The organism is Pseudomonas sp. 6D_7.1_Bac1 (genome assembly GCF_025465945.1).
GTDB lineage: Bacteria > Pseudomonadota > Gammaproteobacteria > Pseudomonadales > Pseudomonadaceae > Aquipseudomonas.
This window is the reverse complement of sequence record NZ_JANLNW010000016.1, coordinates 17,851-30,771: the sequence shown is the minus strand read 5'-3', so window position 1 is coordinate 30,771 and position 12,921 is coordinate 17,851. Positions and strand designations below refer to the sequence as shown.

Annotated in this window: 14 protein-coding genes; 5 read left to right on the top strand and 9 right to left on the bottom strand. The window is 58.7% G+C overall.

Annotation, left to right across the window (positions count from 1 at the left end; all coding sequences use genetic code 11):
• Positions 1-72 precede the first annotated feature (72 nt).
• Positions 73-963, bottom strand: coding sequence for an AraC family transcriptional regulator (locus NTD87_RS04385; RefSeq protein WP_262112145.1), 891 nt, complete (start codon positions 961-963; stop codon positions 73-75).
• A gap of 180 nt (positions 964-1,143) precedes the next feature.
• On the opposite strand from NTD87_RS04385, the gene NTD87_RS04380 reads away from it, so the two are divergent.
• On the top strand, positions 1,144-2,196 hold the full coding sequence (locus tag NTD87_RS04380; protein WP_262112144.1) for an NAD(P)-dependent alcohol dehydrogenase: 1,053 nt from the start codon (positions 1,144-1,146) through the stop codon (positions 2,194-2,196).
• A gap of 15 nt (positions 2,197-2,211) precedes the next feature.
• Here NTD87_RS04380 and NTD87_RS04375 read toward each other — a convergent pair whose 3' ends face one another.
• From NTD87_RS04375 to NTD87_RS04365, 3 genes are read right to left on the bottom strand one after another with little or no spacing between them, the layout of a single operon-like run.
• Positions 2,212-3,006, bottom strand: coding sequence for an IclR family transcriptional regulator (locus NTD87_RS04375; protein ID WP_262112143.1), 795 nt, complete (start codon positions 3,004-3,006; stop codon positions 2,212-2,214).
• Between the two features lie 60 nt (positions 3,007-3,066).
• On the bottom strand, positions 3,067-3,696 hold the full coding sequence (locus tag NTD87_RS04370; protein WP_262112142.1) for a 2-dehydro-3-deoxy-6-phosphogalactonate aldolase: 630 nt from the start codon (positions 3,694-3,696) through the stop codon (positions 3,067-3,069).
• Positions 3,697-3,705: 9 nt separating this feature from the next.
• Positions 3,706-4,707 (bottom strand): 2-dehydro-3-deoxygalactonokinase, encoded by a 1,002-nt coding sequence (locus NTD87_RS04365; RefSeq protein WP_262112141.1) that lies wholly within the window; start codon positions 4,705-4,707, stop codon positions 3,706-3,708.
• A 198-nt stretch (positions 4,708-4,905) separates the two neighbouring features.
• Here NTD87_RS04365 and NTD87_RS04360 point away from each other — a divergent pair, with 198 nt between their 5' ends.
• The gene (locus tag NTD87_RS04360) at positions 4,906-5,349 is read left to right on the top strand and encodes a hypothetical protein (protein WP_262112140.1); all 444 of its coding nucleotides are present in this window, start codon (positions 4,906-4,908) and stop codon (positions 5,347-5,349) included.
• On the opposite strand, the gene NTD87_RS04355 is transcribed toward NTD87_RS04360, so the two are convergent.
• Positions 5,346-5,825 (bottom strand): GNAT family N-acetyltransferase, encoded by a 480-nt coding sequence (locus NTD87_RS04355; protein WP_262112139.1) that lies wholly within the window; start codon positions 5,823-5,825, stop codon positions 5,346-5,348. The genes NTD87_RS04360 and NTD87_RS04355 overlap by 4 nt on opposite strands.
• A gap of 349 nt (positions 5,826-6,174) precedes the next feature.
• On the opposite strand from NTD87_RS04355, the gene NTD87_RS04345 reads away from it, so the two are divergent.
• Together NTD87_RS04345 and NTD87_RS04340 are read left to right on the top strand one after the other, a co-directional pair.
• Positions 6,175-7,395, top strand: coding sequence for an MFS transporter (locus NTD87_RS04345; RefSeq protein WP_262112138.1), 1,221 nt, complete (start codon positions 6,175-6,177; stop codon positions 7,393-7,395).
• A gap of 123 nt (positions 7,396-7,518) precedes the next feature.
• Positions 7,519-8,391: an esterase/lipase family protein gene (locus tag NTD87_RS04340; protein WP_262112137.1), complete on the top strand. Its 873-nt coding sequence runs from the start codon at positions 7,519-7,521 to the stop codon at positions 8,389-8,391.
• A 63-nt stretch (positions 8,392-8,454) separates the two neighbouring features.
• On the opposite strand, the gene NTD87_RS04335 is transcribed toward NTD87_RS04340, so the two are convergent.
• The 4 genes from NTD87_RS04335 to NTD87_RS04320 form a co-directional block, all read right to left on the bottom strand.
• Positions 8,455-9,015: a DUF1285 domain-containing protein gene (locus NTD87_RS04335; RefSeq protein WP_262112136.1), complete on the bottom strand. Its 561-nt coding sequence runs from the start codon at positions 9,013-9,015 to the stop codon at positions 8,455-8,457.
• A 17-nt stretch (positions 9,016-9,032) separates the two neighbouring features.
• Complete coding sequence (locus NTD87_RS04330; protein WP_262112135.1) at positions 9,033-9,620, bottom strand: DUF4823 domain-containing protein; 588 nt, start codon at positions 9,618-9,620, stop codon at positions 9,033-9,035.
• 248 nt (positions 9,621-9,868) lie between these two features.
• The gene (locus tag NTD87_RS04325; RefSeq protein ID WP_262112133.1) at positions 9,869-10,837 is read right to left on the bottom strand and encodes a GTP 3',8-cyclase MoaA; all 969 of its coding nucleotides are present in this window, start codon (positions 10,835-10,837) and stop codon (positions 9,869-9,871) included.
• A 140-nt stretch (positions 10,838-10,977) separates the two neighbouring features.
• Positions 10,978-11,616 (bottom strand): TetR/AcrR family transcriptional regulator, encoded by a 639-nt coding sequence (locus tag NTD87_RS04320; RefSeq protein WP_123423175.1) that lies wholly within the window; start codon positions 11,614-11,616, stop codon positions 10,978-10,980.
• A 79-nt stretch (positions 11,617-11,695) separates the two neighbouring features.
• Here NTD87_RS04320 and NTD87_RS04315 point away from each other — a divergent pair, with 79 nt between their 5' ends.
• Positions 11,696-12,829 (top strand): aminotransferase class V-fold PLP-dependent enzyme, encoded by a 1,134-nt coding sequence (locus NTD87_RS04315; RefSeq protein ID WP_262112131.1) that lies wholly within the window; start codon positions 11,696-11,698, stop codon positions 12,827-12,829.
• The last annotated feature ends 92 nt before the right edge of the window (positions 12,830-12,921 follow it).

Sequence of the window (12,921 nt, the reverse complement as noted above, 5' to 3'; positions counted from 1 at the left end):
CATCAAGGCTCCCGAATGGGGGCCTTTTTGTTGCCAGGAGAAAACGACACCGCTCTCTGTAGCGCCTGAAATCTAAGCCACCCGTTCATCCCCCGGATTGCGCTCGAAATAGCGTTTGTACTCGCGACTGAACTGCGACGTACTCTGATAGCCCACTCGATGCGCGACCTGCGCCACTCCCAGCCCCTCCGACAGCAACAACTGCTGCGCCTTGAGCAGACGCAAGCGCTTCAGATACTGCACTGGCGATAACAAGGTGCTGCGTTTGAAATGCTCGTGAAAGGTCGACGTACTCATGTTCGCGCAGCTGGCCAAAGTCTCGACGTTCAGTGGCTCGGTGAAGTGCGCATGCAAGTGACTCAACGACGCCGCAACCCGGGCAAATTGCCCCTGCTGTTCGACCAGTGCTCGCAACACATCAGCCTGCGGGCCGCGCAAGGCAACGAATAACAACTCACGCAACCTTGCCTGGCCCATGACCTGACACTCCAGCGGATCGTGCAGGCAGCGCAACAAGCGCTCCACACAGCCGCGCATGCCGTCATCGAGCACCGCCGAGGTCATCGATTCGGGTGTTTGCGCCGGGGTATTGCGTCCTGGCACCAGCCCCATGGCCAACACCAGCTCACCCAGCAGCGACCGGTCGATGGCAATCGACACCCCCAGCAACGGCGCATCGGCCATGGCAAAGGTTTCGCATTCGAAAGGCACCGGCAACGCCTGAATCAGATAATGCCCCGCGCCGTACTCCAGCGTGCGCGCGCCCAGATAGGCGACTTTGCTGCCCTGGGCAATGATCATCAGGCTCGGCTCATAGATCTGCGGGCCACGCGCCACATCGCAACTGGCTCTGAGCACGTGCACGCCGGGCAAGCGCGTCGGGACAAAACCATCACGGGTAGCCAATGGCTGAATCAGCGCAACCAGCGCGGCATTGGCATCAAGATGACGGGTCAACAGCATGGCAAAAACTTCACGAAATAAGGGATGAAAGCATCATCGCAGGTCTGAGTGCCAATGCGACCGATCCACCGCGGATGCCGGAGGAATAGGCATGAGACGCGGAGGAATCGTCATGGCCGGCCCAGCGGACGGCGCGGAAAATGGCCCACCTCACCCGTCACTGCTTTTGCGAGGTTCACCATGTACACCGCCATCGGTTACGCCGCCCAGTCAGCCACCACGCCCCTCGCCCCGATGACCTTCGAACGTCGCAGCCCACGGGCCGATGACGTTGCGATCGAAATCCTCTACTGCGGCGTCTGCCATTCCGACATCCACCAGGCTCGCAACGAATGGGGCATCGCGGTTTACCCACTGATGCCGGGCCACGAGATCGTCGGCAAAGTCACCGCCATCGGCGCCAATGTCACTGCTCATAAAGTCGGCGATCTGGTCGGCGTCGGTTGCATGGTCGACTCATGCCGCCACTGCGAAGCCTGCCATGCCGATCTGGAGCAATATTGCCTCGAAGGTCCGACCTTGACCTACGCGACCCCGGACCGGGTCGACGGCAGCAACACCATGGGCGGTTACTCCGACAGCATCGTCGTCAGCGAACGCTTCGTGTTGCGCATTCCGGCAAAGCTCGACCTGGCCAGCGCTGCGCCGATCCTCTGTGCAGGCATCACCACCTACTCGCCGCTCAAGCACTACGGCGTGAAGGCCGGTGACAAGGTCGGCATTCTCGGCATGGGTGGCCTCGGTCACATGGGCATCAAGTTTGCCAAAGCCATGGGCGCCGAAGTGACGCTGTTCACCCGCTCGGCCAGCAAGGCCGAAGAAGGTCGCCGCCAGGGCGCGGACCACGTGATCGTCTCTACCGACGCCGAGCAGATGAAGGCCGCCGCCGGGCAGTTCAACTTCCTGCTCGACACCATTCCAGTGCAGCACGACCTCAACCCGTACCTCGATACGCTGCGCTTCGACGGCGTGCACATCCTGGTCGGTCTGATCGAGCCGATCGATCCGCCCGTCCACGCAGCCAAACTGGTGCTGGGTCGTCGAGTGCTGGCCGGCTCGTTGATTGGCGGTATCGCCGAAACCCAGGAGGTGCTGGATTTCTGCGCCGAACACAACATCACCTGCGACATCGAAATGCTCGACATCCGCCAGATCAACGAAGCTTACAGTCGCATGATCGCCGGCGACGTGAAGTACCGTTTCGTCATCGACATGGCGACCTTGAAAGTCTGATCAGACGTTAGCGGCTTATATCTTGGCCCCTAGCTCCGCCGACAGCCGAGCCGTGACCCCTTTGATCAGGGGAATCAGCTCGGCCATTTTTTCCAGCGGCATGTACGGTACGGTGCTGGCGATGCTGATGCCGGCAACGATCCGCCGACTGGCATCGCGAACCGGAGCAGCCACACAGCGAATCGACGGTTCGTTGTCCTCCAGATCGAAAGCGTAGCCACCCGCCACATATTCCAGCATGCGCTGCTGAAACTGCTCCCAGGATTGCTCGGGGTGCTGCGGCCAGAACTGACTCTTCCCACCCGCCGGCAAGCTGATCTGATACAGCCGCTGCCACTCTTGCTGCGCGTCATCGAGCATCAGCGCCTTGCCGATCCCGGTGCGTGCCAACGGCATGCGATGACCCACCCGCGAGCGCATTTCCGGGCCATTGCGCCCCGGAATCTTCTGCAGGTACAGCACCTCGTCGCCTTCTCGGATTGCCAAGTGGATGGTGTCGCCGGTCAACACCGACAACTCGTCCAGATACGGTCCGGCCAGGGTCACCAATGGCAGCTCTTCACGAGCCTGAAAACCCAGCTCGATCAGCTTCGGCCCTAGCAGGTAACCCACTTGCGGCACCACTCGCAGATAGCGCTCGTCCACCAGGCAACTGGCCAGGCGATGCGTGGTGCTGCGGGTGGTGCCGATCAGCCGGGCGATTTCCTTGAGGTCACGAGCTCCACCGGCCACGGCATGCACCACCGCCAAACCGCGCAGCAACGTTTGGGTGCCGGTTGGCGCAGCATTTTTCGAGAGTTCTTCCTGCATAGTCCAGCCTTACCGTTGAGCGAGTGAACGGGCGGCATTATGGTTGCCCGTGTGCCGCCACTACAACTCGAAGTGCAGCGCGTTCCAGGCCGCGACATACGCCCTCGCCCGAACGGCCACTTCCTCAGGCGTGAGGCCCGGTTTGAACAACCCGGAACCCAGACCAAAGCCTTTGACACCTGCCTCGAAAAACACCTGCATGTTGTCCGGAGTAATCCCGCCCACCGGTAACAGCACGGTCCCGGCCGGCAACACTGCGAGCCAGGCCTTCACTACCGCCGGCCCCATCTGCTCGGCTGGGAACATCTTCAACACATCCGCGCCTTCGGCCAGTGCCGCGAACGCTTCGGTCGGTGTCGCCACACCCGGCGACAGGTACAAGCCGGCCGCCTTTGCCGCACGCAGGACCTTGGCGTCGCTGTGGGGCATGACAATCACCTGACCACCGGCGGCTTTCACCTGCGCAACCTGCTCCGGGGTCAGCACCGTACCCGCACCGATCAGGCAATCGGCAGGCAACGTGCTGCGCAGGATGCGGATGCTTTCATAGGGTTCAGGAGAATTGAGCGGCACTTCGATAACCCGGAAACCGGCCTGGTACAGAACCTCGCCGATGGCTGCCGCCTCTTGTGGGCGCAGGCCGCGAAGGATCGCGATCAGACCGTTTGTTGCCAGCGCTTGCTTGAGCATGTCAGACCTCTAGTCAGGTTGAACGGGAGCGGTTTTACCGAGCAGCCCAGCTGCGACCGCCAACTGCCACAAACCGCGTTCGGTGGCCTGTTCGGCCAAGCTCACGTGAGGAAAACCGCAGGTGTCGAGGGCACGCTGATAGCGCGCGCAGAGTTGAGCGTTGCCGATCAGGACGATTGAAGGTAGGTCAACGCTGTTGCGCCGACGGCGCTGAACACTGGCCAGCGCCGACAGTTCATGACCGATCAGCAGGCCGGACAGATAGTCCGGCTGTTGCTTGGCGCTGAGTTCACCGGTCAGACCGAGACTGCGAGCGCTGAACAGCGTCGACAGCGGACCGATCTCACCATCCGCCGACAACGCCACCTGCACGCCGCGATCAAAAGCCCCGCAGTCGAAGGCGGCGCCACGTTGTTGCGTACGCCCGAGAATGCTGTGCTCGCTGAGCACTGCGAACAGTTCACCTGTCATGAACGTGTCGAAATGAGTGATGCAACCTTCGACCACCTCGACCCATTTCGAATGGCTGCCCGGCATGCCGATCAACAGATTCTCCCCTGCCCCGGCTGGCAGGTTTTGCAGCACGCCAAGGACCTGGGTTTCCTCGCCACGCATCACATTTGGCAAGCGCGAACGCTGGATGACGCCGGGCACGATATGCACATCGACACCGCGTAGGCTGCGCACAACTTGTAGGGAGTTACCGAGATTGGCGACATTCGCCGGCGTGTCGCAGTAGGCGGCTTCACGCCAGCCCTGAGCACTGCCGACCATGCCGCAGGCAATCACCGGAAGACTGGGTTGCGCATCGAGCCAATCACCGCAGGCCTCGTCGAATGCCAGTTCAAAACCGTCTGTGCATGACTGGCCAGCAATCATCCGTGGCGCACCCGGCAACTGCATGATCCCCGATGCGAGCGAACGCTGTTCGAGTACCTGACCATTGGAGCCGAGTTTGTAAGCACGAAGGGAGGTGGTCCCCCAATCGAGCGCGATCAATTGCGCCTGCATCGCTTCACCCGTTTTGTTTTTGGTAGTGAGTGAGCTGGACTATAAACCTCGCGGAATAAAAATCTCAATATGTAAATATAAATCCCATATTGCGGGATTTACAACTGTGACAAGTTTTTCTCCAGCAACGCTTTTAAGATGCCAGGCCATTTCCAGCGATGGTGCTTACCGCCGCACCCGACACTCAAGGACGAAAACATGATGAATGCTTTAAAGGCGCTGCTGTTCTGCGGCGTGCTCTGGTCCACCGCCGCTCTTTGCGCATCGGAAAAATTGAAGGTTGGCGATATCTGGGCCTATAAAAACAGGCCGGGAGAGGAGACATCGACCCTGACCATTCTGAAAATAGAAAACTATCCAAAACTAGGCAAAGTCGTTCACATCAGGGTCGACGACATTCGGATGATCAATCCGGTGAATGGCGGTGAGTTCAACGAAATGCCTCACCTACCCTTTCAGGCAAGGGGAATCGAACGCAGCATCACCCAAAGAGTCGGGAAAACCGCAGGGATTCCAGACTTCAGTAAAGGTTATGAGGCTTGGAGGGCGGCCTTCGATGAAGGGAAGGCCGGTGTTTTCAAGATCACGGTAAGACAAACGCTCGACGGTATGATTAGTGGTAACTGGGAAGCAACGGACTAACCCTCGGCAAACTCCCGCAACACCGCCCCATCCATGCGATAACGCACCCACTCTTCCTGCGGCTGGGCGCCGAGGGATTTGTAGAAGTCGATGGCTGGGGTGTTCCATTCCAGCACGCTCCATTCGAAACGGCCGCAGTCGTTGGCGCAGGCAATTTTGGCTAGGTGGCGCAACAGTTGTTTGCCGGCGCCGCCACCGCGTTGTTCGGGGGTGATGTAGAGGTCTTCGAGGTACAGGCAGTTGCTGCCCAGCCAGGTCGAGTAGCTGAAGAAAAACACTGCGAAACCAATCGGCAAACCGTCGCGCAGGCAGATCAGGCCATGGGCGGTGGCACCTTCGCTGAACAGGCTGCGCTCGATGTCGGCGACGCTGGCGATGACTTCATGCCGGGCGCGCTCGTAGTCGGCGAGTTCGGTGATGAACGCAAGAATTTGTGGCGCATCGCTGGGGGTGGCCGGACGGATCTCGATCGACATGGACGTGCCTTGTGAACAGTTGAAACCGCCATACTATGTCGGCGATCAGCGCTCGTCACATGTCACTTCAAAACTTAATCTACGGGCGCCGTCACAATAGTGTTCTGCACAAAAGGATTTATATGAGCCTCACCGCCTTCGCGCCACTGCAAGCCCTCGCCTCGTCCTTGTTGCCCCACGCACTGGAGCCGTCCAAGGACGGTGCATGAAATCGGTTTACCGCCCAGCGCCGCCTGAAATGATTACTCCGTTTTCCGCTAACCCTGAAACCGCAAACCTCAGAACATACGCCACGGCCGCCTGTGTTAGATAAGTACCCTATAAAACCAACAGATAAAGAGACTTATCCATGCCCAGTCGCAACACCCCGGACACTGCCGTTTCAGGAAAACTGTTTGGCTTGTTCTGCCTCGCCAGCTACCTGCTTTCGCTGTCCTATGGCTCGACCTTTTTGCTCTCACTGCTGATCAGTTCACGCGGTGGTAACGAGCATGATGCGGGTAGCGTGATTTCGGCGGCGATGCTCAGCACCTTTGCAGCGGTGATCCTCTCGGGGCATTTGTCGGACCTGCTCGGCGCCGCCCGTTCGATTGCGGTGTTCGGTGGTTTGCTGGTGCTCGCCAGCCTGGGCTTTGCGCTGACCCCGGGCTTCGGCAATACCCTGCTGTTTTTTGGTCTGACGTTGGGTCTGGGCTGGGGCGTGTTTTACACCTTGGGGCCGATTATCGTGGCGATGCTGGTAGCGCCTGCACAACGTGCCAAGTACTTCGCACTTCTCTCGGGCAGCATGATGACTGGCATCGGTTCCGGGCCATTGCTCGGGCGGACAGCCAGTGCCCTGGGTTATCCGGTGACCAGCGCGTTTTACCTCGCCGCATTGGCGAGCCTGATCGGCGCGGTGTTGTTCTGGCGTCTGGGCGTCGCGCTCAAACAGCGCCCGAATCAATTGGGTACGGCGGCAGTTTCACGGATTTCCTGGGCGGCCGCCGCGCGGGTGATGTCATCCAAAGCGTTGTTTCCCATCATCATGGTCGGCCTCGGCGGCTGCGTGTTTGGTGGCCTGTCGAGTTTCCAGACCAGCTACGCCGCCTCCCGCTCACTGGACTACTCGCTGTTCTTTCTTGGCTTCATGAGCGCTGCGATCACCAGCCGAATGCTGATCGCCGGCTTCGTGGTCAAGCGCGATCCCTATTGGGCATCCTGCATTCTGTCGGGGCTGATGGTGGTGGCGATTCTGATGTTCCGCTTCGTGGTCGACGATGCCTTCACTTACTTGATGGCCGCTGCTGTGCTGGGTATCGGTTACGGGCTGACCTACTCGGTGATCAACGGCCTGGCCGCCAATGAAGCACCGGCGGGCAGCACCTCCCAAGCCTTGTTGCTGTTCAGCCTCGGGTACTTTGTAGGGGTGTTTGGCTTTCCCTTGCTGGCCGGCAAAATCATTGTCGAGCACGGTCTGCCGACGCTGTTGCTCACCGTTCTGACAGTGGCGCTGCTGAACTGGTCGATCACCATTGGCCGCCTGCTGTGGCGCTGGGCGATCGCCGGCAAGTTGCTGCAAGAGGCGTAGATAGAGGCGTGTCCTGCTCGAAGCGATTTGTACCCAGCCGCTTTGTAAACTACGGTTAGCCGCGACAGATCAAGCAGTCAATAGCATCTGTTCCACTTGAATCCGCTATCGACAGGTATAAGCATGAACATGGACGCGTCTACGCAATACCCGATTGTTTTGGTTCACGGTCTTTTCGGCTTCGATACAATCGCCGGTTACCCCTACTTCTTCGATATCAAGGAAGCCCTGGAGCACGCTGGCGCTCGGGTATTTGCCGTGAATATTCCAGCCGTCAACGGCAACGAGGAACGCGGTGAAAAACTGCTCGAACAGGTCAACCGCATTTTGCAGGAAACGGGCGCCGCCAAGGTCAATCTGATCGGCCATAGCCAAGGCCCCCTGGCTGCACGCTACGTCGCGGCGCTGCACCCGGAAAAGGTCGCGTCGGTCACCTCTGTCAGTTGCCCCAATCACGGCTCCGAGATTGCCGACCAATTGCATAAGGCACTGACGCCTGGAGAGTTGCCCGAAGCGCTCGTACTGGCCCTGTTGAGCGCAGTCGGCACCTTCATTTCATTGATCAGCGGCCATCCGCAAAACCCTGTGGACCCTCAAGCAGCTTTCGAATCGCTGACCAGCGAAGGACTGGCTGCATTCAATCGCAAGTACCCGCAAGGGGTGCCGAAACACTGGGGCGGTGAAGGCAACGAAATTGAAAACGGTGTGTATTACTACTCCTGGAGCGGGATTCTGCAGAACTTTCAAACCCCGCAACTAATCGATCCGACCCATATCAACTGCATCGTGCTGTCGAAGTTATTTTATAAAGAGAAAGACGCCAACGACGGGCTCGTCGGCCGATACAGTTCGCATCTGGGGAAAGTGATTCGCTCGGATTACCCTATGGACCATTTTGACGCAGTCAATCAAATGGCCGGGATCACCAGTTGGAACGTAAGTCCGGTCGGGCTCTATCTCGAACACGCCGCTCGACTCAAGAGCAAGGGTTTGTAGGCCCATCGGCAACGGCCCGGTTTAGACAACGGGCCGTTTTCCAGATCACATAAGCGCAGCGCGTTATGGCTCAAGGCCGATGGGGAAAAACTCTCCGCCACTCCAGACGCCCAACCAGCGCTGCCCATCTATCTCGCGGGTCACGGCCAGCTCGACCAACTGATAAAACACATTGCGATGGATCAGCGCTTCAAGGTTGGTGCGTACATGCACGTAAGGCGCCGGCTCCTGGGTCAGTGGATCGATCACCACCCGCAACGGATGCTCGGCACCCGCCTCGGCCTGCTCTTCGACGTTGGTGGTAAAACGCAAAACCTGCGCCTCGCCCTCGCCTTCAACCTCCAGTGCAACCGCCACGAACGGCGCGTCATCGACCTTGATCCCGACCTTTTCGACCGGGGTAATCAGAAAGTAATCATCACCGTCGCGGCGAATGATGGTGGAAAACAGTTTGACCATCGGCTTGCGCCCGATCGGTGTGCCCAGGTAATACCAGGTACCGTCGCGGGCGATGCGCATATCGATGTCGCCGCAGAAGTCGGGGTTCCATAAGTGGACCGGCGGCAAGCCCTTGGACTTGGGGATCTGCCCCAACAAATCGTTAGCTTTTTGCGGACCACTCATGCTGCTCTCCTGGTGAATTACTGGCTGCTCAAACCCAGCAGACTACGAGCGTATTGCTCCAGCGGCGGGCCGATCAAGTCTTCTGGTTTGTTGTGGAACGCCAGCAAACCGCTACGACTTTTGATCCGTGCAGTATCGATCAAATACTGGGTGCTGGTCTCGATCAGCATGATCTGAATCACCCCGCTGTCGGCCCCCTGGTGATCTACGGCTTCCTGGTCGAGCCAATCATCCGCATCGGCCTTGGCAAAACGGGTGTAGAGCAGGTAATGCGCGCCAGCAGCACGTGCCTCACCCATAGCGGTGTCAAGACCTTCGGGCGCGCGGGCGCGGCGAACCATCGGGAAATATTCGATGAAGCCGTTGAAAGCCACTTCAGCGACCACGTTCGGCCGCGGATAGGCACTGCCCAGCGGCGTAAAAGCGCCTTGGGCGATGTAGATAAACGAGTCCGGCTGAATGCGCAGATTGTTCACGCGACGGCTGTCGCTATGATCGAGCAAACCTGCGTCGCTCATGTGGTAGTGAACCCCTTCGCCCATATCGCTGACATTCATGCAGCCGCCAAGCGCCAAAAAGGCCAGCAGCAAAACCAGGCTACGCATCCTACCCTCCAGAGGCCGGTGACGGAAAACCGGCGAATGTCCGCAGGATGCAGCTTCCGCGCCAGTCCTTGAGGACATGGAAAATTCCGGTTTGATAATACGAACCTGTGGCGAGGGGGCTTGCCCCCGCTCGACTGCGCAGCAGTCGCAAGACCAGAAAACGGGGTATGTCTGACGGATGGTGGGAGACTTTACCGGGGTCGCTTCGCGACCCAACGGGGGCAAGCCCCCTCGCCACAAAAACCGAGTCAGCCGCCGATAATCTTCATGATTGTTGCGCCACCAGAGAACGCCACTTCCTGTTTGTCACCCAACGCCTTCACCAGCAAACGCTGAAGCGCCGGAAGTGCTTCATGGCGCGGCTTGTCCAGCAGGTCACCGACATAGTGACGGTTACTCGACGACAGGCAGCCATGCAGCCAGCCAGTGGACGACAGGCGCAAGCGCGAGCATGTGCGGCAGAACGGCACGCTTTCATTGGCGATAACGCCGAAATAGCCGTGCCCGGGAATTTCGTAACGCACCGCTGTAGCATCCACCGGTGCATCGGCCTGCAAGTAGTTGTAGCGCTCACCGATCAGGCTCAACAACTGTTTGAGGCTGACAAACTGCTGCAGGAATGCGTTCGAATCGCTGGCCAGATGGCCCATGCGCATCAGCTCGATGAAGCGCAATTCATAACTGCGCTCCAGGCAATAATCAAGCAGCGGCATCACTTGATCGAAATTCTGCCCGCGCAATGGCACCATGTTGACCTTGATTTTCATGCCCGCTGCGCGAGCCTGGTCCATGCCGCTGAGCACTGTCGCCAGATCGCCACCGCGCGCAATGCTGCGGAACGCATCGGCGTCCAGGGTATCGAGGGAAACGTTGATCCGCCGAATACCGGCGTCCACCAGCAAGGGCAATTTCTTCGCCAGCAACTGACCGTTGGTGGTCAGGCTGATATCGGCAAGGCCCATCTGCCCGACTGCCGTCATAAAGGCTTCCAGCTTTGGACTCACCAGCGGCTCGCCACCGGTAATACGCAAACGCTCGATACCCGCGGCTTCGATCAGGTAGGCAACGCCGCGCGCCATGGCCTCGGCCGACAGCTCATCCTGCGCAGCCACCAACCGCTTGCCATTGGGCACACAGTAGGTACAGGCGTAGTTGCAGGCGGAGGTCAGACTGACCCGCAAATTGCGGAAACGTCTGCCTTGTCGGTCAACGATCATGGATCACTCCGGCGGAAGTAATTTCGGAAGCACCAAAACTTGACTCACAAATCAAGTTTTGGCAATACCTAAGCCTGAGTATATTCCTGGGGCACTGCGCCATACAGGGAAAACATGGCGCAATAAGGCATCTGAATGAGTCAGCTGCTCGGTGTGTCGGTATCGCGCTTGCGCTTGTTGCCCATGCGCACGCCGATGTCCATCAGGAACTGGAAGAAACCTTCCTGATCTTCCAGCACATTGCTCCAGAACGGCGAGTGGTACAGCGCGACAGCGCCGTGCACCAGCGCCCAGGACGCGCAGTAATGGAAGTACGGCGGCACGTCTTCAAGCTTGCCTTCGCTGATGCGGCCCTTGATCAATAAGGTCAGGCGTTCGAAGTTGGAGGCGCGAATCCTGTGCAACTCCTCGACCATCTCCGGCACCTGATTGCCCTTGACCACCTTCTCTTCCAGACGATCGAACAACCGATAACGTTGTGGATCGCGCATGCGGAATTCGAAGTAGGCCCGGGACAGGGCTTCCTTATCCTTGTCGACATCGGCAGAGTGCAGCAGCTCGTTCAAGTCGCGCTCGTAATCGAGCATCAGGCGCAGGTAAATCTCCGCCTTGGACTTGAAGTGCTTGTAGATGGTGCCTTTGCCGATACCCACGGCATCAGCGATCATCTCGACGGTGACACTGTCTTCACCTTGTTCGAGGAACAGCTTGAGCGCGGTGTCGAGAATTTCTTGCTCGCGGCGACGAAACTCACGGACCTTACGAGGTTCTTTATGCATAAGAAAAGGTCTGTAGGGGTCAAAATTCTAAGCCGCGTATTATGCCTAACTTGCGCCAAATTGCACGGATCATCCGACCATGTCTACGTTTCTTGATGAATTTGTACAGGCTCCGGGCCTGCGTTATTTGAATCATGCGGCCGTTGCACCCTGGCCAAATCGCGCAGCCACGGCAGTGGCGCGCTTCGCCCAGGAGAACGTTTTACTGGGCGCGCGGGACTATTCGGACTGGATGGCGCTTGAACAACGCCTGCGTGAACGACTGATGCGACTGCTCAATGCACCGTCGACGGATGACGTGGCGCTGGTCAAAAATACTTCTGAGGCATTGTCTTTTGTCGCCTTCGGACTGCCATGGGCAAGCGGCGACCAGATCGTCATCAGCGATGAAGAATTCCCTTCCAACCGAATTGTCTGGGAAGCCTTGGCCTCCCAGGGTGTGGAAGTGGTACAGACCAGTCTAAAGGGTGATGACCCGGAAGGCGCCTTGTTGGCTGCCTGTGGACCGCGCACCCGCTTGATGTCGGTGAGCGCGGTGCAATTCGCCAGCGGTCTGCGCCTGGACCTGCAACGCCTCGGCGCCGGCTGTAAACAACAGAACGTACTGTTCTGCATCGACGCCATCCAGCAACTCGGCGCCCTGCCCTTCGATGTCCAGAGCTATCAATGCGATTTCGCCATGGCCGACGGCCACAAATGGCTGCTCGGGCCAGAGGGCCTGGGGGTGTTCTACGTGCGCAGCGAACTGCGTGAACAGCTGAAACTGCACGAGTTCGGCTGGCACATGCTCGAGCACATGGGTGATTACAACCGCACCGAATGGGAGCCGGCCAAGAGTGCACGACGTTTTGAATGCGGCAGCCCGAACATGCTCGGGGCAATGGCGCTGGAGGCAAGCCTGTCGTTATTGGAAGAAGTCGGCATGGAGCACGTCGCCGAACTGATCGCCGAGCGAGTGAAATGGCTGCAGGATGGCCTGAGCGCGATTCCCGGCGTCAAACTGCACAGCCCGCTCAATCCAGCCCGACGCGGGGGGATTTTTTCGTTCAGTATCGATGGCATCGATAACCAGACCGTTTACGAGGCCCTGAAAGCCCAGCAGGTAGTCTGCATCCCGCGCGGTCCAGGCGTACGTTTTTCACCGCACTTCTATACCGAAAAACGCGTGATCGACGAAACTGTGGCCATTGTCGCGTCAATTGCCAAGCAGTGAGAACTCAAGCGAAGCGCCTGTATTCCAAATTTGTTTAAGAAACAGGCGGGGCAAACTGGACTGAACGCAATAGTGATCAATACTTGAACTGT